This is a genomic window from Candidatus Hydrogenedentota bacterium, assembly GCA_019637335.1.
Lineage (GTDB): Bacteria > Hydrogenedentota > Hydrogenedentia > Hydrogenedentales > JAEUWI01 > JAEUWI01.
On record JAHBVV010000012.1, the window covers coordinates 95,865 to 113,982 of the forward strand.

At 66.2% G+C, this 18,118-nt stretch carries 19 protein-coding genes; 4 read left to right on the top strand and 15 right to left on the bottom strand.

What is annotated here, in order from left to right:
- Nucleotides 1-31: 31 nt before the first annotated feature.
- From KF886_14385 to moaA, 10 genes are all read right to left on the bottom strand, one after another.
- A complete protein-coding gene (locus KF886_14385) occupies nt 32-1,102 on the bottom strand; it encodes an acetylxylan esterase (GenBank protein MBX3178546.1) in 1,071 nt (356 codons plus the stop codon).
- 199 nt (nt 1,103-1,301) lie between these two features.
- On the bottom strand, nt 1,302-2,546 hold the full coding sequence (locus tag KF886_14390) for a hypothetical protein (protein MBX3178547.1): 1,245 nt from the start codon (nt 2,544-2,546) through the stop codon (nt 1,302-1,304).
- Between the two features lie 34 nt (nt 2,547-2,580).
- The gene (locus tag KF886_14395) at nt 2,581-3,519 is read right to left on the bottom strand and encodes a hypothetical protein (protein MBX3178548.1); all 939 of its coding nucleotides are present in this window, start codon (nt 3,517-3,519) and stop codon (nt 2,581-2,583) included.
- Nucleotides 3,520-3,543: 24 nt separating this feature from the next.
- On the bottom strand, nt 3,544-4,725 hold the full coding sequence (locus tag KF886_14400) for a molybdopterin molybdotransferase MoeA (protein ID MBX3178549.1): 1,182 nt from the start codon (nt 4,723-4,725) through the stop codon (nt 3,544-3,546).
- 142 nt (nt 4,726-4,867) lie between these two features.
- Entirely contained in the window at nt 4,868-5,143 is a 276-nt protein-coding gene (locus KF886_14405; GenBank protein MBX3178550.1) for an RNA-binding protein, read from the bottom strand.
- 378 nt (nt 5,144-5,521) lie between these two features.
- Nucleotides 5,522-6,046 carry a molybdenum cofactor guanylyltransferase gene (locus tag KF886_14410; GenBank protein ID MBX3178551.1) on the bottom strand — a complete coding sequence of 175 codons (525 nt, stop codon included), beginning with the start codon at nt 6,044-6,046 and terminating at the stop codon, nt 5,522-5,524.
- 40 nt (nt 6,047-6,086) lie between these two features.
- Nucleotides 6,087-7,637: a ThiF family adenylyltransferase gene (locus tag KF886_14415; GenBank protein ID MBX3178552.1), complete on the bottom strand. Its 1,551-nt coding sequence runs from the start codon at nt 7,635-7,637 to the stop codon at nt 6,087-6,089.
- Nucleotides 7,638-7,641: 4 nt separating this feature from the next.
- Entirely contained in the window at nt 7,642-7,905 is a 264-nt protein-coding gene (locus KF886_14420) for a MoaD/ThiS family protein (protein ID MBX3178553.1), read from the bottom strand.
- 22 nt (nt 7,906-7,927) lie between these two features.
- Complete coding sequence (moaC, locus tag KF886_14425) at nt 7,928-8,401, bottom strand: cyclic pyranopterin monophosphate synthase MoaC (GenBank protein MBX3178554.1); 474 nt, start codon at nt 8,399-8,401, stop codon at nt 7,928-7,930.
- On the bottom strand, nt 8,402-9,442 hold the full coding sequence (gene moaA / locus KF886_14430) for a GTP 3',8-cyclase MoaA (GenBank protein MBX3178555.1): 1,041 nt from the start codon (nt 9,440-9,442) through the stop codon (nt 8,402-8,404).
- A 496-nt stretch (nt 9,443-9,938) separates the two neighbouring features.
- Between moaA and KF886_14435 the strand changes: the two genes are divergently transcribed.
- On the top strand, nt 9,939-11,477 hold the full coding sequence (locus tag KF886_14435; protein ID MBX3178556.1) for a hypothetical protein: 1,539 nt from the start codon (nt 9,939-9,941) through the stop codon (nt 11,475-11,477).
- 16 nt (nt 11,478-11,493) lie between these two features.
- Here the strand turns inward: KF886_14435 and KF886_14440 are convergent, their stop codons facing one another.
- Nucleotides 11,494-12,654, bottom strand: a complete 1,161-nt coding sequence (locus KF886_14440) for an exo-alpha-sialidase (protein MBX3178557.1) — start codon at nt 12,652-12,654, stop codon at nt 11,494-11,496.
- Nucleotides 12,655-13,156: 502 nt separating this feature from the next.
- Here KF886_14440 and KF886_14445 point away from each other — a divergent pair.
- From KF886_14445 to KF886_14455, 3 genes are all read left to right on the top strand, one after another.
- Complete coding sequence (locus tag KF886_14445) at nt 13,157-13,861, top strand: hypothetical protein (protein MBX3178558.1); 705 nt, start codon at nt 13,157-13,159, stop codon at nt 13,859-13,861.
- Nucleotides 13,862-13,985: 124 nt separating this feature from the next.
- Nucleotides 13,986-14,192 carry an AbrB/MazE/SpoVT family DNA-binding domain-containing protein gene (locus KF886_14450; GenBank protein ID MBX3178559.1) on the top strand — a complete coding sequence of 69 codons (207 nt, stop codon included), beginning with the start codon at nt 13,986-13,988 and terminating at the stop codon, nt 14,190-14,192.
- On the top strand, nt 14,189-14,572 hold the full coding sequence (locus tag KF886_14455; GenBank protein MBX3178560.1) for a type II toxin-antitoxin system VapC family toxin: 384 nt from the start codon (nt 14,189-14,191) through the stop codon (nt 14,570-14,572). The genes KF886_14450 and KF886_14455 overlap by 4 nt, the downstream gene beginning before the upstream one ends.
- Nucleotides 14,573-14,665: 93 nt before the next feature.
- Here the strand turns inward: KF886_14455 and KF886_14460 are convergent, their stop codons facing one another.
- From KF886_14460 to KF886_14475, 4 genes are all read right to left on the bottom strand, one after another.
- Nucleotides 14,666-15,697 carry an iron ABC transporter permease gene (locus KF886_14460; protein ID MBX3178561.1) on the bottom strand — a complete coding sequence of 344 codons (1,032 nt, stop codon included), beginning with the start codon at nt 15,695-15,697 and terminating at the stop codon, nt 14,666-14,668.
- Nucleotides 15,694-16,491, bottom strand: a complete 798-nt coding sequence (locus KF886_14465) for an ABC transporter ATP-binding protein (GenBank protein ID MBX3178562.1) — start codon at nt 16,489-16,491, stop codon at nt 15,694-15,696. Before KF886_14465 ends, KF886_14460 begins: the two co-directional genes overlap by 4 nt.
- On the bottom strand, nt 16,488-17,270 hold the full coding sequence (locus tag KF886_14470) for an ABC transporter substrate-binding protein (protein MBX3178563.1): 783 nt from the start codon (nt 17,268-17,270) through the stop codon (nt 16,488-16,490). Before KF886_14470 ends, KF886_14465 begins: the two co-directional genes overlap by 4 nt.
- Nucleotides 17,271-17,479: 209 nt before the next feature.
- A complete protein-coding gene (locus KF886_14475) occupies nt 17,480-18,010 on the bottom strand; it encodes an NUDIX hydrolase (GenBank protein ID MBX3178564.1) in 531 nt (176 codons plus the stop codon).
- Nucleotides 18,011-18,118: the final 108 nt, after the last annotated feature.

An 18,118-nucleotide genomic window follows, 5' to 3' on the forward strand; every position in this document is an offset into this window, starting at 1 on the left:
TCGGGTCATTGGCCCGCGCGAATCCGCCGGCCTATTCCCCCAGGTGCGCCTTCAGGAACGGCAGTGTCTTGCGGTTACTCCACTCGTGGACGCCCTCGAAGAAATCGCTTTCCAGGTTGCCCGGCGCGCCGAGCAGGCCATACACCGGCTCCAGGGCCGCGTAGGCCGCGCGCGTCGCCGCAATGGGAAAGATGCGGTCTTCCGTCCCGCTGATCACAAGCATCGGCCGCGGCGCGATCAATGCCGCGACGTCTCGCATTTCGCCCTGGCTCATCAGGCCGGGCACCGTGTTACAGATGCAGTGGTGAATGCTGTAGATGGAGTCGCGAAAGGTGCAGTAATACCCCGCCACGACGGCCGCGCGAACCCGATCCTCCAGCGCGGCGAAAAACAGCGCCGTCGTGCCCCCGCCCGACAACCCCGCGCACGCAATGCGCTCCGGATCCACTTCCTCCCGCGTCTCCAGGAAGTCCAGCAGCCGCATCGCGTCCCAAACCCGCATCCCGATCGGCGTGCGGTTCACCAGGAAGCCCGCCCGGCTCAGCCGCTCGCAACTGTGCGGCTTGTCGTTCGCCGTTTCGTTCCAGCCCCGCTGAACCACGGCCAGCACGGCGTAGCCCTGTTCCGCGAAGTACGGCGCGTAGTCGAGCTGGTGATTCGCGCCCTTTTCCTTCTCCGCGTCGCTGCCCTCGCGGATATATGGGTTGATCCCGCTGTGACCGTGGAAACACATAATCGCCGGACGCCGCCCCGGCGCGTTCTTCGGCGCGTAGTAATACGCGGGCGCCCAGTAGTCCGGCTCCGTGCGCACGTACACCTTGCGGCGGGTGAAGGACTCCGTCTCGATGACGTCGCTCTCGTCCCAGCGCGTCTCCAGGGGCAGCCGCTCGGGCCAGTCGCCCAGCAGCGCTTCAAGCTTCTCCCGGAACGCCTCCCGCCAGGCCACGTGGGCCTCGGGCGAATCCGCATCCCACGCCAGCGCGGGCGCGACGGTCTCCGCATACGCGTCCAGATAGGGGATCACCTGGCTGTTCCCCGGCTCGCCCGACGCCGGCGCCGCCGCGGCGGCGGCCAGCAGCGCCGCAATCACCAATCGTTTCATGGCAGCTGTCCTCCCGGCGCGCGCCCAGCGGCGCGCCCGTTACCCGTGCGCTTCCGGCCCCTTGGGCAGAAGCAGCATGTGTTCCATCGTCTTGAAAATCTCCTCCAGGTACTCGGGGATCGCTTTCGCACTCCCGGGCAGCGTATAAACCAACCCGCTTCCGGGCACCGCGGGCGCGTATCGCTTTCCCGAACGCCCGCTACTCCCATGGGCGCTCGGTGATGGCGCCCTTCAGCACGAATTCGGGGTGGTGTCCGAAGTATTCTCCTTCCCAGACAAAGCCTGCGGTTTCCCCGGGGAACAGGTACATCGTATCGCCCCGTACGACGGTAATGCTTGCCACATCGTCGAAGGGCAGCGGCGTCGCGGTTCCGAAGGTGTCGGTCTTCGTATCGTAGACATAAAAGTGATTATAGTAGTGGGTGGATTCGAAAGTCGGGTGCTGTTTCCACGTCCGTTCAATCCGCTGGGGTGTGCCATAGGCGGGTAATTCCCTGCCCTCGGGATCGAGCACGACGCCGTATTGGTAGCCGGCGGGCAGCAGAATATAGCGGTTCTGGAAGACCAGCGAACCGGCGCTGGTGCCAGATCCCGAGAACGGCAGGTCGCGCAGGCGGGTCCACGTGTCCGTTGCGGGGTCGTAGCGCCAGTTATCCACCACGTTCGCGTAGCCGCCATTGGCGAGCATGGTGATACCGCCCAGTATATAGATCTGGCCGTCTATTACCGCGGTTCCTGCGAGACAGCGCGGCGTGCCCGGGCACGGGGACGCAGGAACCCAGCCCGCTGCGGGGTTGTCCGTGTCAAAGGACATCATCCGTGCACCCAGCCGCGGCACGGTTCCGGTGCGGTCCTGCAGGCAGTAGAAGCGCTGCGCATCGTAGTCGGCGCCACCCAGGGCGTAGATCCGGGATCCGATCGCCGCCATTCCGGTCCAGCAGGTGGGTGATGGCAGGGGCGGCAGCGGGGACCATTGCCACGCGTCGCCCTCGTGAGCCAGGCGGTAGCCGTCGGTGTAGGTGTAGGGTTCGTCATAGCTGAACCCTCCCCAGAGGTAGAGTGCATCCCGCACGACAACACCCTGGCCGGCCTGCCGGGGCGCGCCGGGGAAGTCGGGTATGGGCGTCCACCCGGCCCCTTCGTCCCGCAGATTGAGCGCCCAGGCCTTATTCAGGAAGCCGCGCGGATACCGGCCGGGCTTCCAGTCATCGTCGGATCCGCTGCAGAAGCCGAGGACATTGACGAGCCAGCCACCGATTTCGGCCACGTGGTTGTCCTGCATGCCCTGAGGCAGGTGTGGTCCCGCGCTCCATTGCATTTCCAGCATCTGGGGAAGGGTCGCCTGGTCCTGCGGCGCGTGCGACGGGGGTTCCGCGAGCGCTCCCGGGTGCGGAAAGCTCAGCAGCAGCGCGACGAGTTGGGTAAGAATCGGTAAACGACGCATTTCTTCACTTCTCCCGGTTGTCGGTCGCCCAGAATTATCCATGGGCGTCGAGGCCCTTCAGCAAGAGCAGCATATGCTCCATCGTCTTAAAGATTTCCCCGAGATATTCGGGAATGGCTCTGGTGCTCCCGGGCAGCGTGTAGATGAGCCCCTGGCCCAGCACCGCCGCCACACTGCGGCTCGCCAGGGCCATGGGCATGGATTCCCCGTACTTCAGGCGGATGAAATCCATGATTCCCGGTATCAGCTTGTCAGCAAATTCGGTCACAACGTCCGGGGTAATATCGCGCGGGCCGACCCCCGTCCCGCCGGTCGTGATGACCACGTCGGCGCCGCTCTGCCGCGCATTGGAAAGCACCGTCGCGATGGCCTCGCGCTCGTCCGGGATCACCTGGGATTCCCCCCAAAGGCCCCAGTGGTGATCCGCGCACCACTGCTCCAGCAGCGCGCGGACCGCCGGCCCGCTCGTATCCGCATATTCGCCCGCGCTCGCGCGATCGCTCACGGTGATCACGTGCGCGCGCAGGATCCGCTGCTGGTGGCGCACCGGTTCGCCCCGCCGGATCTCGCCGCCAAGCGCCACCCGCCCGAAGACGCCGAAGTCGGAGAGCGGGCAGTGCGATCCCGGCTCACACAACGGTTGCCCCGCCTCGCTGACGCGCTTTCCGATCCGCGTGACTTCGATGATCGCGTCGCCCATCTCCAGCGTATCCAGCAACCGCACCGCGGCAAGCCCGTCGCCGCGCAACAGGATGTTCTCCCGGCCCATCCCCGGCAGCGCGTGCTCCTCGACGTCCGGGGCGCCCGCGCGCGCCGCCGATTCGTGCATCATGCTCACCTGCCGGAGCCCCGGGCCCGCGTGGTGATCGCCCGCAATGCCCGCCGCCGTGGCGATCAGCGCCTCGGCCACCGTGTGGGGCGCGCCGGGCGCCGCCGCGTAACTCAATCCGGCAACAGTCAAACGTTGGTGCATTCAGGGAAGACTCCTGGGAGGGGTTCAGGTGCGAAGCAATACGGCCAGCGCGATTTCACCCTCGCGCAGCGTATCCGCCCCGGGCGGATACGCGATCAGGGCGTCGGCGCGGGTCAGCGCGTGGATGTGCGCCGATCCGTGGAACTCCAGCGCGCGCGCGCGGCCCGCGTCATCCAGCCGGACGGGTACCCAGCCCATGCGCGCCGCGTTCCGCCGCGTGAATGTCTCTCCGAGCAGCAACGGGAAGCGCGCAAGATCGCCGCTCTCCCCCTGAAGCCGCCAGAGAAAGGGCGCCGCGAACAGCGTGAACTGGAGAAAACTCGAAACGGGGTTGCCCGAAAGCCCGAAGCAGGCCTGCTCCCCCTTCGTGGCGAACAGCACCGGTTTCCCGGGCTGGATCGCCACCCGATCAAAGTGCACGGTAAAGCCGAGGTCCGCCAGGATGCCGGGAACCAGATCGTAGTCTCCCATGGACACGCCGCCCGTGCTGATAACGACATCGTGCGCCGCCAGCGCGCCCTCCCACGCGGCCCGGAGCGCTTCGGGTGTATCCGGCGCCGCGCCCAACGCCGTCACCGCCGCCCCCGCCTCCCGCGCCAGCGCGGCGATTTGCGTCGAGTTGCTGTCCCGTATCTGCCCCGGCCCCGGCGCGCACTCCGGCGGGACCAGTTCGCTGCCGGTCGCCAGCACCGCCACACGGGGGCGGCGGTACACTTCGGGCCGGGCGCAGCCCGCGGACGCCAGCACGGGCAGCCGCTGCGGGCGAAGGCGCATGCCCGCCGACAGGACGCGATCTCCCGCGCGCACGTCTTCCCCCGCCGGGCAGATGTTGCGCGTGACCTGGCCGCCGGTGAATCGCACGAGCCCCTCCCCGCAGGGTTCAACCTCTTCCACCACCAGCACGCAATCCGCGCCCTCGGGCACGGGCGCGCCGGTCATGATTTTGCTGCACGTCCCCGGCGTGATGGCGCGGGCGGGCATATGGCCGGCGGGTATGTGCTCGATCACGCGCAACGGCGCAAACGCATCCGCCGCGCGGCACGCATAGCCGTCCATGGAGGACTTGTTGAAGGGGGGAACGTCGGCGTCCGCATGCACGTCCGACGCCAAGACGCGATCCAAGGCTTCCGCCAGCGATACGCGTTCCGCGCCGAGCCGCCACGCGGCGCGCTCGAGGCGTTGGCAGGCGTCCTCAAAGGAGATCATAGGCCCTTCCGGTCAGGTCAAAAACACAACCCGGGCATTATGCCGGAAAGGGCGACGGAATCAAAGCGGGAGCTTCTGGCTTCCCGCCGGTCCATTTCGGACCGGCGGGAAACCGTTGTCACTCACATGTTGTCTGTGCCGTTTAGTAGCGGCGCGGCGGGCGCTGCGGGCGATCCGGGCGCGGGCGCGCCTCGTTCACGTTCATCGTGCGCCCTTTAACGTCCTTGCCATTCAGGGCGTCAATCGCCTGTTTGGCCTCGTCGTCCACGGGCATTTCCACAAAGCCGAACCCCTTGGAACGCCCGGTCTCGCGATCGCTGATCACGCTGGCGCGGGACACCTCCCCGTAGGCCCCGAAGATCTCTTTCAAATCCTCATCCGTCACGTTATACGATAAGTTCCCTGCGTAAATGTTCATTCCGTCGAATCTCGTCCATCCTGTGCGTTACCTCTGTTCCATCATCGAGTAACAAACGCACAAGTTACTCGATAATTCCACGCCCACACCTGGCCACGCCAGACATGGGCCATACGGGTCCTCGCCAGGAAGCGTCCACGCACGGAGAACGCCTGATGGCGCGCAAGCCTTTCGGCGGGTGCGCCCCCCGGATTGACCTCCGGTACGGGCGCCCGCTTGATTCTACCGCAAACCGGCCCGAATCCTGTTAGCAACCGGTTAAATTTTTACGCGCGCGAAAATTCGCCGCTCAATCGCGTGGACTGACATAGGAAAACATTATAGCCGAACCGAATCCAAAGCGCCAGCAACAAATTACCATCGCTTTTTAGGCAGGGCCTAAGCATCCTCCCCGCCCGGACGGATCCGCGCGACTTCCTCCCATGTATTCACATTGCGCACCAATTCCATCGCAATTGGAACGGTCCGAGGATGAATTTCTTCAATCACCGCGCGCACGCGGCGCTCGCCCGACGCCAGCCGCACAAGAATTACCTCCGCCAGGCACCGGTGATAGAAGCCAAACAGCGGTTGCAGGCGCCCTCCTTCCTCTCGGGGAACAACACAGCGCGCACCCGCTGTTTGCGCCCAAAGTCGGCGAATCAGCGCGATCGGAATCTCGGGAATGTCCGTGGCGACGACGAAATTCCACGGGCAGCGCGCGCGTTGCAATGCCGAGGCGATCCCCATGAGGGGCCCCTGATCCGGCTGCGCGTCGGGCACGGTGGGCAGACCGAGCGCGGCGATCGGCGCCGGATCGTTCGTACTTACCAGGATTTCGTGAAAAAAAGGCCGGATTTGCGTGGCAATGTGCCCGATCAGCGGACGTCCACACCAAGGGATCAGCCGCTTGTCCCGTCCCATCCGGCGGCTCTGGCCCCCCGCCAGGATAATCGCGCCCGCGTCAAACGTCACGGCCCGGCCGGCGGGCGCCGGCGGCGCAAAGTGCGGCGGCCCCCCCTTTCAGGGAGTACACTCCCGTATGGCCGGCCTGGCGCAATGCCATGGCGAGATACCGGCTCCGCACGCCCCGGGTGCAGCACAGGACCCACGGCGCGGCGGGATCGGGGCGCAGCGCGCCAATCTGAATTGTGCTGGCCGGTAGATGGAGCGCGCCGTTGGGCAGCGAGTCCGCCGCTTCGTCCTCCTCCCGGATATCCACCAGGGTGTACACCCGCAACGCCTCGCCCAGTTCGGCGGCGTCAATCTCGACCGGAGCCTCCGACGCCAGGGTGCGTATCGACGGCGCGCCGCCACAGACGGGACAGGCCGGGTTGCGCGCGCCGCGCACCCGGTGGGCGCCGAGGGTCAGCAAATCGAAGAACAGCGTGTCGCCCGCCGGATTGCGGGGCAGATCGAGCAGATGCTTGAGGGTTTCCATGGCCTGCAGCGCGCCGAACACACCCGGAACGGCCCCGATCACCCCCGCCTCGGCGCAATTGCCGATACAGCCCGGCGACGGCATCTCCGGCCAGAGGCAACGCAGGCACGGCCCGCCGGGGTCTGGATCGTACACGAACAACTGCCCCTCGAACTGGTAGATGCTCGCCTGCACGAGCACTTTCCGGTGGATCACGGCGGCGTCGTTCAGTAGAAACTTGGTCTCAAAGTTGTCCGACCCGTCCACAATAACATCGTAGTCGCGCACGATGGATTCGACGTTGTCCGCGGCCAGCCGCACCGGATGCGCGCGCACCTGAATAAAGGGATTCAGCGCGCGCAGCCGCCGCGCGGCGAGCTCCGCCTTCTCCCGGCCCACGCCATCCGCGTCAAAGAGGATCTGCCGGTGCAAATTCGATGCGTCCAGGGTATCGTTCTCCGCGATGCCCAGCGCGCCCACGCCGGCCGCCGCCAGGTACTGCAACGCCGGGGATCCCAGGCCGCCTGCGCCGACCACCAGCACCCGCGCGTCGCGCAGTTTCTGCTGCCCCGCCGCGCCCACCTCGCGCAGTTGCAGCTGCCGCGCGTAGTAGGCGGCCTCCGCCAGCGCGGGCGGGTGATCATGCGCGTGTTCATGCGCGTGGCCGCGTCCCGCCCCGGCGCAGCGCTCGCAATTCACCCAACCGGAGTCGCCGTCGGTGTAGTACTCCTTCTTCCAGATCGGCAGCCGGTGCTTCACCGCGTCGATGATGTAGCGGCAGGCGTCAAAGGCTTCCCCGCGGTGCGCGGAGCACACCCCCACCCACACCGCCATATCTTCGAGCCCGAGGTTCCCGGTCCGGTGCACGCAACGCGCCTCCAGCAGGCCGAAACGCCGCGCCGCTTCCGCGAGGATCGCGTTGCCCTCGCTCAGGCACACCGCCGGATAGGCCTCGTACTCCAGGCGCTCGACCGTACGGCCTTCGTTGTGGTTGCGCACCCAGCCCTCAAACGACACGAAGCCGCCCGCTTCCACATTCCGCACACTGGCGCGTAGCGCGGCGGGATCCAGCGGCGTGTCCGACAGCGTGAACATGGCCTCAGCCTCCCGCGACCGGCGGAATGAACACGACGTGGTCCCGGGCCTGGAGCGGTGTGTCCCACGGACAAAACGCGTCGTTGATCGCCACCTTGAGCTGGCTGGACGCCAGGCTGAACCCGTGGGCCGCGCGCAGCGCCGCATACAGTTCCGCCGGCGTTGCGGCGTCGCTTTCCAGCCACTCTTCCGACAGGCCGCGCTGCTCCCGCAGCAGGGCGTAATACCCGATCCGGATTGCTTTCGTCGTATCGCTCACGCTGTTCATTCCCAGGTGGCGCGCCCGCCGCTCATGGCGCGCGCTCCACATCCCGTTTGCCGCCGTGTTTCTCGATCAGGCGCGTCTCCCGGATGACCATGTCGTGGGAAAAGGCCTTGCACATGTCGTAAACCGTCAGCGCGGCCACCGTCGCGCCCGTCAGCGCCTCCATTTCAACGCCCGTCTTGTGGTGCGTCTTCACGCGGCACTCAATCACAATATCGTTCGCCCCGGAAACCGATATCTCCACCTTGCACCCTTCCAGCGGCAGCGGGTGGCACAGCGGGATCAGCGCGCTCGTCTGTTTCGCCGCCATCGTCCCCGCGATGATCGCCGTCTGGAACACCGGGCCCTTCTTCGTCTGGATCTCCCCGTCCGAAAGCGCCGCAATGACCTCGCCGGGCACGGTGATAATGCTGCGCGCCGCCGCGGTCCGCAGGGTCACCGCCTTCTCGCTCACATCCACGATGCCGGGGCGGTTCTGCTCGTCTACATGGGTAAACATTCAACCTCCTATGTGGTGCATTTCGACCTTGTCCCGCCCCGCGGTCTCTTCCGTTCGCTCCTCGGAATAGCGGTCGTCCCGGATCCGCCACACGCCCCGGAGCCAGTCCGCGATGTCCCGCTCGCCCGCGCCCGCGCGCAGCAGCGGCTTCAGCGGGTGGCCATGCCGCGCAAACAGGCACGTGTAGACGCTGCCGTCCGGGGCCAGCCGCAGCCGGGTGCAATCGCCGCAGAAGGGCTGCGTGACGGACGTGATAAAACCCACCTCCCCCTGCCCGTCCGCGTACCGGTAGCGGCGCGCCACCTCCCCGCGGATCGCCGGGGCCACCGGGACCAGCGGGTAGCGGGCGTGGATGGCGTCGCGCAACTCCGATGACGGAACGACCGTGTCCAGCCGCCATCCGTTGCGCGTGCCGGTGTCCATGAACTCGATAAACCGAATGGTGACGCCGGTCCCCCGGAAGTACGACGCCAGCGGCAACACCTGTTCTTCGTTCTCGCCGCGCTGGACCACGCAATTGACCTTGATCGTTTTGAAGCCCGCCGCGCGCGCCGCGCCAATCCCCGCAAGCACCTCTGCCGCCGCGATCGGGCGCCCGCTCATCCGGGCCAGCGTCGCGTCGTCGAGGCTGTCCAGGCTCACCGTCACCCGGTCCAGCCCCGCCGCGTGAAGCGGCGCCGCCAGCCGCGGCAGAAGCAACCCGTTTGTGGTCAGCGCCAGGTCCTCGACGCCCGGAATCGCGGACAGCATCCCCACCAGCACCGGAAGATCCTTGCGCAATAGCGGCTCGCCGCCCGTCACCCGGATCTTGCGCACCCCCAGCGAAACCGCCGCGCGCGCCACCCGCGCAATCTCTTCAAAAGTCAGCAGGTCGGCTCGCGTCAGAAACGCGTAGTCGCTGCCGAAACACTCCTCCGGCATGCAGTACGCACAGCGCAGGTTACACCGGTCCGTTACCGATATCCGCAAATCCCGCGCGGGACGGCCCAGCCGATCACGGGTTGCGGGCGCCTCGGGAGACGTGGCGTTCGGAAAGTTCATGACTAAACCTTGTCGTTCGCGGCGGGACGGTCAAAAAGCGCGCCGGCCCGGGGCAATAAAGATGTATTTCAAATACACTATATCACCCTGAACCTCGATATTGCCAGCCGCCTGCGCCGCTATTTCAAATGGAGCCACGGGCGCCACCCTCAAGCTCCGCGGCTCCGCCGCGAAGGCTTGTGGGTGCGGGACTTCCGTGGAGCGCCAACGGTCCGTGGCGGCATTTCATTCCCAATGGGTGACGTAACGCGTCATGACTCCTGCTTCTCCCAATTATGACAGCCGCGCCCGGACTTGACAAGCGCCCGGCCCGTGCATAGGGTGAAGGGGTCTAATGGAATGCGAGGGCCCCGATATGTGCTGTTTGACGCGGAATCCGGGAAACCCGCCCGCCCCCGCCCGTGCGGGGCGCGCGGCGATGGGGCGCCTCGTGTGGACCGGTATGTTGACCCTGGCGGGCCTGTTCGCGCCCGCGGCCCGAAGTGGGGATATGGAAATGGACGCACAGACGGCATTCGCGCCGGTAATCGCCGACCTGGAACACGCGCTGCAAGGCCTCGCGGACGTCCCGGGCATGACCCGGCGCGTTCTCGACGGCGCCCCGCCGCACCTGCTGCTCTTCGTCGAAGGAACGCCCGGCCCGGCGCCGGATCACGCCGCGCTACAGACCCTCCGCGCGGTCGCGGGCAACCATGGCTTCGCCCTGGAACACCAGGCGGCGGTGCTGGACGACGGCGCGCCGCTCTTTGGCTGCATCCTCTTCCGCCCGGAACCGGATCTGACCCTGCACTGGGAAACCCATCCCTTTGAACAGGTTCCGTCCGAGGAGGGCCTGTGGATCGCGCCCATCGCCTGCCTGGCGGATGTCCAGTCCATCGAGGGCGACGGCAATCGCGCGGCCCTTATCCTCGCCCCGGACGCCGCGCACCAAATCGACCGCCTCTCGGAGGCCCATGGCCACCGCCGGTACCGCATCCGGATCAACGGTGAAATCGCGGGGGCCGCGCGCACGTGGATCCCCGGACTCCGCCGCATTCCCGATATCCCAGGAACCGCCGCGACCCTGGCGCCGCTGCACGAACGCGCCCAGGCCCGCGCCCGGGCGCGCGCGCAACTCATCGCGGAAATGGGATTGGACGCCGCCGCCGCATGGAACGCCCCCGAAACAGCCCCACATTATCGCGAACCAATCTTCGCGTGGGCCCTGGGCACGCCGGCAAGCGAAATTGTGGCCCCGGAGTTGCCGTGGCGATCCGCAACGCCGGGCGCGCCCCCGCGCTGGGCGCGTCTCCAGCCGGGCGAGGCCGCCGCGCCCGTCCCCGGCCATTGGCGCTTCGACCCGGGCCCGCCCGCGTCGCTCATTGCCGTGTCCGCCGCCGCGCCCGCCGAGGAAGCATCCGAGGCGCAATTCCACACGCTGCTGCGGCAGCACCTGGACCAGCGCCTCGCCCTGGTGGTGCGGGGCGCGGTCGTTGCGGAATTCCCGGTAGCCGTCGCACGCCCGGCGGCCATCCCGCTGGAAGGCCTGGACGGCGGCGGCGCGGATCAGCTCGCGGCGGTGTGGCGCCGCGCCCACGATCCCGCAGAGCCCGCCCTGGCGGATGCCGGGCAGCCCGACACCCCCGATCTCTTCCAGGTGCGCCTCATGGCGGAACCACAGGATCGCCGGCTCGTGCCGGTGACCCATTACTCCGCGCCGGGATCCCCGAGTGGCACCGTCGTGGCCGTACTGAACGACATCGTCGTCGATGGCCGTTCCGTAACCGGCGCACGCGTCGAGGAAGAGGGCGGCGCGGTATATCTTCGCGTCCTGCTCGACGCCCCGGGCCAGGACGCCTTGGACGGGGCCTGCTTCTCCAACATGGGCAAGCAACTCGCCATCGTCTTCGACGGGCGCCTCCTCTCCGCGCCGACCATCCGAGACTGGGATCGGGCCGAGCTCCGCTTCAAGGGCCTGGACGAGGACTGGCCGGCCATCGCGCGCCAGCTCGCGGCCTATCTCGGCGAAGCCCCGGCGGCCCGGCCGGGCGCGTGACCCGGCGGAATCCGGCTTACGGCTCCAGCCGCAGGATCGTGCCCGCGATGTGCTTGGTCCCGTTGTCCACGTTGAAGTAGTAGCACACCAGCACCCGCCCGTCCGCCATCAGGGTCGCCCACGGGTAGCCCAGGTCGCTTCCGCCGCCATCCTCGCGCAGCACGATCTCGGCCGACTCCTTGTAGTCCGTGCATTCCGGGTTCAGAATCCGCGCGCGGATGCCCATCGGCTTGTGCCGGTACCCGTACACCAGCAGCACGCGCCCGTCGGGCAGGCGCAGCGGGTAGTGCGGGTGCCCCTGGAACCCCGCATCCTCCCACGTGAAAGACTGTCCCCCATCCGTCGATCGCGCGACGACCGTGTGGTCGTTGAACTTCGCCGTGCGGATAAAGGTCACCAGATCGCCCTTCGGCGTCTCGTAGATCGACGCCTCGTTGAACACCACCTCCGGATCCTGCGCGATCGGCGCGCGGTAGTCCCATGTGAGCCCGCCATCGTCCGACGTCAGCAGGTGGTTCTCCGTACGCGGTCCCGCCTCCTCGAACACATGCCGCGCCACGGCCCAGAAAACGCGCCCGCTCTTCCCCTGGTACATGCCGCCCCGGTTGTACGCCGTCTCCGGTTGGTTGAACGCAATCCGGGTGTCGTTGTCCGGCAATACGGGCGGAATGATCAGGTCCGACCACGCGTGCCCGCCGTCGGTCGATCGCACGAGGTAGCCGCCCATGAACAAAAAGCCCGCCGCGTTGGGAACGTTCCCCCACGCCTTCCAGGAATCGTCACGCGGCAGCGCCCATCCGTAACTCGCGCAGAGAATGCTGTTGTCCGCAAGCTGGATCAGACACGGGTCCTGCGATCCGCCGAACGGGTGCGCCAGGATCAGCGCCGGATCCGCCGTCCACGTCTCCGCGTTGTCCGTGGACCGCACTTGCACCAGGTAACTGTTCGGATCGACGTGGTTCGTGCTCTTCTCCCCGAACAGCGCCCGGTTCGGCGCGCGCCGGAACGCCACGATCAGCTCACCGTCCGGTCGCCGCACCACGGACGGAAACGCGCTGTGGAAGCGGTCATCGCTGTAGATGATGATGTCCTTTTCCTTAACCAGCTTCGCGGCCCCGGCATGGGCCATCGGGCTGAGGGCGGCGACAAGCGAAAGGGCGGCAATCACGATCTTCATGGGCGGACTCCTTGGCGGGGCAAAAGGTTGTTATGACCAATCGTTGTTGTTATAACCAATTATAGGACGCGCCCGCCCCGATTGCAACCGCACCTTGAACGCAAAGCGTGTATCCGCAATACTCCGTTTATCGTGACATTTTGGCCGTCTGAAGTAGCGCCAGATATTTTTTGTCATGCCGCGATATTACGACGAGAGTGCGCAAGGCTGGGAGCGCAGGCGTCCCCGCCTGCTATGCACCGGAGGTGCATGGGGAGTTTGCAATACCAGCACGTTTGATCGGGGAAATGATCGGACCCGGCCTACGGTCGCTTATCAGATTCGCGCCTTCGGTCCGGTCCGGTGCGGGCGGGCCGCCCGCGCTCCCATTGGTCCGCACCTCCGTCGCGGCGCGGATATGTGTCGTCGAGATCTCAAGCTAACTTCACTCGGCCAAAGTGTTACTCTTTATCAAATGAATCTCGCGATAGTAAGCGCATGCCGGGAGGAATGCCCCATTCCCATGAACGAAAACCCCGAAATACCCACCTGGATCATGACCCTTATCGCCCTGGGCTTCTTCGGCGGGCTGGCCGCGTTCGCGTTCTGGCTGAAAGAGCGCCGGCGCACCGGGTTTGAGGCGCTGGCGAGGCGCTTCGACCTGGAATACCACGAAGACGGCGCGCATGCCGTGCCGCTGCCGCCGGAATTCATCGCGGAAATCACCCGCGGATTCGTGGTGGATGCGCGCGCCGGCGAGGCCCTTGCGGGCGAAATCGATGGTGTGCCAATTGCCGTCTGCGAACTGCGCCGCCTCCGGGCAAGTTCGGGCGGAAGCGAACGCGCCCACTACAGCGCCTCCATGGCCTGGGCGCAACTCCCCGATCTTCTGCCGAACTTCTCGATAACCCCACGCACACGTTGGCGCCGCCTGCTCGGCCCGCGCGACGCGGCGGAAATCGGATTTGACGGGCCGGTCGCCTTCACCCGGCGCTACGCGGTGTCGGGACCCGACCCCGACGCGATCCGCGCGCTGTTCACGGCGCCCGTACGCGAATTCCTCGCGAACCATCCCGGCCGCCGCATCCATTCCTACGGTTCCGAAATCATCGGCTATCGCCCGCCGCGCATGCTGCGCTGGTCCGCCTTCCGCCCCGCAACCGCCGAACAGATGCTTCACGAGTGGACCGCGTTCCTCCGGCGCCTCCGCGGGAGCGGAACGCCATGACCCACGATAGGTGGTGGCCAGTACCGGACCCGGCGAAATACCGGGACGCTGCAATCCCCCACTGTGATTCCTGGGGAAACTCTGATAGTATGCGTGCGAATCCTGTTATCGGAGACGAACGCATATGAATACCGTCACAGTTTCCCAAGAATTCCAGATCGTGATCCCCAGCGAGATCTGTCTGCAAGCCGGGATCCAACCGGGCCAGAAGCTCGAAGTCTTTCGCGTTGGCGACGTCATCGAGCTCGCCCCGGTCAAGTCCCTGAAATCGTTGCGTGGCAGCTTGCCTGGCCTGGACACCAACGTTGAACGGGAAGATGATACGGTATAAATCTCGTTGACTCCTGTGGCTGGCTGGAGTACTTCGCGGATGGGCCCAATGCCGGTTTTTTCGCACCGGCTCTGGAAGCGGAAGAATCATCGCTACTTGTGCCTACCCTGTGTATGTATGAGGTTTTCAAGAATATCCTGATTCAATTCGGACGGGAACAGGCTGTAGAGAAAGTAGCTGCCATGCGACAAGGCATAATTGTACCTCTGGATGACAAGCTTGCGTTGGACGCCGCGCTATTGAGTCACGAATTGAGACTACCGATGGCGGATAGTGTCATGCTGGCGACGGCACGGGCCTATCGGGCGCTGGTTTGGACGCAAGATTCCCACTTTGAAGGCCTGGACGGAGTTCGCTATCAGGCGAAAACAACATCCTGAATGGTTCGTCCATGTCGAGAAGCATCCTCAAGCTTTCAGGACCCATTCTCGCCGCCCTCATGCGCCCCAATCCCCCTTCCTGACCCCGCCCCGCTATAGCTGCCAGCCCGAGAACTGGCGGCGCACCAGCAAATACAGGAACACCGGCCCGCCAATCAGCGTGGTAATGATCCCGATCGGCGTCTCGCCCGGGAGAATGCGCCGCGCAATGATGTCGCAGGCGCAGAGGAAGGCCCCGCCGGCCACGATGCTCAGCGGCATTACGTAGCGGTGGCTCGGACCCGCGATCAGGCGCACGCCGTGGGGGATGATCAGCCCGACAAAGCCAATCGGCCCGACTTCGGACACGATCACCGCCGTGATCAGCGATCCCACCACGAAGGTGGTGATCTGCAGCCGCGAAACGTTAACCCCGCGACCGGCGGCGAGCGCGGTGCCGAACGCGAACTGGTCGTAGCGCGCCGCCTGCAACAGGAGAACGACGGCGCACGGGATCACCCCGGCGGCCAACAGGATCACGGGCTGATACCCCAGCACATCCACGCCGCCCATCAGCCAGCGGTCCATGTTCACGAGCCGATCGGGCCGCGCGATGAATCGGCTGAACAGAATACCAGCGTTTGCCAGCATGCCCAGCGTGACGCCCGCCAGCAAGAGCACCGCCGGCGAGGTGCGGATGTGCCGCGCGGCGAGCAGGTACACGAGAAACACATCCAGCCCCGCAAAAAGGAACGCCATGACCTGCTTGCTGGCGAGCACATTGATCACCGGCAGGTCCGCCGTAACATCGGCGAGTAGAAACGCGATCCACGCGCCCAGGGCCCCCGCGCTGGCGACCCCGAGCGTGTAGGGCGTGGCCAGGGGATTTCGCAAGAGCGCCTGAAACGCGCACCCGGCCAGGGCGAGCCCCGCCCCCGCGATAAACGCGGCCAGCGTGCGGGGGACACGGTGCCGCAGCAGCACGGAAAGCGTCGGGGCCTCGTTCAGCGGTGTGCCCGCCCGCAACTCCGCCCACGCCTGGCCCAGGTCAAGGGTCTCTGTGCCCACGAAAACGCTCGACGCAAAGATCACCGCGCACGCGGCGAACGCCAGGGCGGCAGCTGCAAGAATGCGCGGGCGCTTCACCGTCCCACCTCCAACAACGGCACGGTCACGAACGGCCCCCCCGATTCGGGGTGCGACCCCACCGCCAGCGGGCTGCCGTAGGCCTGGGTCAGCAGCTCCGCCGTCAGCACGTCCTGCGGAGCCCCCGCGGCGGCCAGCGTGTGATCCTGGCCGATGAGCAGTAGCCGATCACAGAACTGCGCCGCCAGGTTAATGTCATGCGTCACCACGACCACACCCAGCCCGCCCGCCGCGAGATCGCGCAGCTGCCGGAAAAACGCCACCTCGTGCGGGAGATCCAGCGCGGACATCGGCTCGTCCAGCAGCAGCAGGCGCGGCTCCTGCGCGAGCACGCTCGCCAGCACCGCCCGTTGCCGTTCCCCGCCGGAAAGCGACAGAAAATCGCGGTCCGCGAGCGCGACCGTCTCGGTCTGTTCGAGGCACGCCTCCACCACGGCGTGATCGGGCGGCCCCAGAATGCCGAAGGGCCCCAGGTGCGGATAGCGCCCGAGGGCCACCACCTCGCGCACGGACAGGCTGAACGCGGGTTGCACGCTCTGCGGCATGTAGCCCACCAGCCGGGCGCGCGCCCGCGCGCTGAATTCGGAAAGCGGACGCCCGTCCAGCAGCACGGCGCCCTCGTCCGGATTGAGCAGCCCGCACAACAATTGCAGCAACGTGCTCTTCCCCGCGCCGTTGGGGCCGATGATTCCAGCGACTTCGCCGCCGCGTAATTCCACGCTGACATCCATCAGCACCGGGGAACCCGGAGCGTAGCCGAAGGACACGCGATCTGCCGCCAGAACATGGCTCATTCGGGCAGTTCCGCTTTGAAGTGCAGCCGGCGCGCGACGATCCGGGCCACTTCGGCGATCCGCGGGCCGGGGCGCATCGCATGGGAATCCGTGACGTAGTAAATCGATCCATTGCGCACCGCCGGCACCGTATCCAGAAATCGCCAGTCGTTGTAAAGCGCCTGCTGCTGGTTCCGCGTCAGCGTCTTGCCCGCCTGTATCTCCAGGATCGCGTCGGGCGCCTTCATGACCACCGTTTCCTTCGACGCCTCCAGGTACGCCTGCGGCGCATCGCCGTAGATGTTGTCGCCGCCCGCCACCGCCACTATCTCGGAAATGAAGGACGCGCTGCCCACGGTTTGCAGGTTGGATAGATCGCCCCGCTCGCGTCCGAGCACAATCAACACGCTGCGGCGTTCAAACGGCGAAACCGCCTGCTGAATAGCGTCCAGATCCGATTCGATGCGCGCCCGCAATGCCGTCGCCTCCCGTTCGCGCCCCAGCGCCGCGCCTATGGTCTCGATCCCCCCGAATATCGTCTCGAAGCTGTCCATGTGGACGTTGACCACCGTGATCCCCTGCATTTCGGCGAATCGCGTCACCTGTTCATGACGACCCGGAACAAAAATCATCGCGGGAGAGCGCATGGCGATGCGCTCGAGATCGGGATCGATATAGCCCCCGAGCGCGGGAAGCGCCCGGACCTCGGGCGGGTAATCGTCAAACTCGCTCCGGCCGATCAGTTGCCGTCCCTCGCCCAACGCGTAGATCGTCTCGGTGAGGTTGGGCGCGAGCGACACGATTCCCGATCCGCCCTGACCCCCGTCACAGCCGCATACGGCGCAAACGGCCACCAGGGGAAGGAGACGGCGGACGCAACGGCAAAGGAACGGCATAAATCCAATCTTTCGGCTCAACAAATCTGTTAAAAGGGCGTTTTTGATGGATTCTGCGCGGCCTTGATCCCGTGTTGCAAGTTTTCCGAGCCCGCTCCACACAAATACCGCCCCTATGGCCCCGGCTCCAGGTATTGCAGCAGGGCATACAGCCCCACGACCGTCTTCCCGTCCTCGAAGCCATTCGCGCGCAGTGTGTCGCGCACCTCCTCCAGCGGCATCTCCACGATCTCGATGCGCTCCTCGTAGTCGAGATTCTGCCCGACGTGCGCCAGGTCCACGGCCAGGTAGATGTGAATAAGCTCCGAACAGTAGCCCACCGACGCATACACCGCACCCGCCGGTATCAAACGTCCCGCGCGATAGCCGGTTTCCTCCTCCAGTTCACGCATGCCGCAAAGCGCGGGATCCTCGCCACCTTCGCGCTTGCCCGCCGGCATTTCGAGGACATATTTCCCGATTGCGATGCGAAACTGCCGCACGAACAGCACCGAATGCCCCGTGAACGGAATGATCCCCACCCCCCCGGGATGCTCGATGACCTCGCGCCGCGCCACCGTGCCGTCGTCGAGCACGACCTCGCCCGCGCGCACGCGAAACACGTCGCCGTCGTAGATAACCTCATTTCGGGTCCATTCTTCCATGAAGAGAGCTTTCTGAAGGTTGCTTGCCGCAGCGCGACGGCATTATACGCGCGCGCCGGACGGCCTATCCAGCCGGATGTGGCGCGGGGGGCGCGGTCTGGACTACCA

What these genes read in the sequence shown, in the direction of transcription:
- KF886_14435 (MBX3178556.1), top strand. Translation starts at nt 9,939, where the DNA reads ATGGACGCACAGACGGCATTCGCGCCGGTAATCGCCGACCTGGAACAC.
- KF886_14450 (MBX3178559.1), top strand. Translation starts at nt 13,986, where the DNA reads ATGAATACCGTCACAGTTTCCCAAGAATTCCAGATCGTGATCCCCAGC.
- KF886_14390 (MBX3178547.1), bottom strand. Translation starts at nt 2,546, where the DNA reads ATGCGTCGTTTACCGATTCTTACCCAACTCGTCGCGCTGCTGCTGAGC.
- KF886_14400 (MBX3178549.1), bottom strand. Translation starts at nt 4,725, where the DNA reads ATGATCTCCTTTGAGGACGCCTGCCAACGCCTCGAGCGCGCCGCGTGG.
- KF886_14445 (MBX3178558.1), top strand. Translation starts at nt 13,157, where the DNA reads ATGAACGAAAACCCCGAAATACCCACCTGGATCATGACCCTTATCGCC.
- KF886_14410 (MBX3178551.1), bottom strand. Translation starts at nt 6,046, where the DNA reads ATGGGACGGGACAAGCGGCTGATCCCTTGGTGTGGACGTCCGCTGATC.
- KF886_14415 (MBX3178552.1), bottom strand. Translation starts at nt 7,637, where the DNA reads ATGTTCACGCTGTCGGACACGCCGCTGGATCCCGCCGCGCTACGCGCC.
- KF886_14475 (MBX3178564.1), bottom strand. Translation starts at nt 18,010, where the DNA reads ATGGAAGAATGGACCCGAAATGAGGTTATCTACGACGGCGACGTGTTT.
- moaC (MBX3178554.1), bottom strand. Translation starts at nt 8,401, where the DNA reads ATGTTTACCCATGTAGACGAGCAGAACCGCCCCGGCATCGTGGATGTG.
- KF886_14465 (MBX3178562.1), bottom strand. Translation starts at nt 16,491, where the DNA reads ATGAGCCATGTTCTGGCGGCAGATCGCGTGTCCTTCGGCTACGCTCCG.
- KF886_14395 (MBX3178548.1), bottom strand. Translation starts at nt 3,519, where the DNA reads ATGCACCAACGTTTGACTGTTGCCGGATTGAGTTACGCGGCGGCGCCC.
- moaA (MBX3178555.1), bottom strand. Translation starts at nt 9,442, where the DNA reads ATGAACTTTCCGAACGCCACGTCTCCCGAGGCGCCCGCAACCCGTGAT.
- KF886_14440 (MBX3178557.1), bottom strand. Translation starts at nt 12,654, where the DNA reads ATGAAGATCGTGATTGCCGCCCTTTCGCTTGTCGCCGCCCTCAGCCCG.
- KF886_14385 (MBX3178546.1), bottom strand. Translation starts at nt 1,102, where the DNA reads ATGAAACGATTGGTGATTGCGGCGCTGCTGGCCGCCGCCGCGGCGGCG.
- KF886_14405 (MBX3178550.1), bottom strand. Translation starts at nt 5,143, where the DNA reads ATGAACATTTACGCAGGGAACTTATCGTATAACGTGACGGATGAGGAT.
- KF886_14420 (MBX3178553.1), bottom strand. Translation starts at nt 7,905, where the DNA reads ATGAACAGCGTGAGCGATACGACGAAAGCAATCCGGATCGGGTATTAC.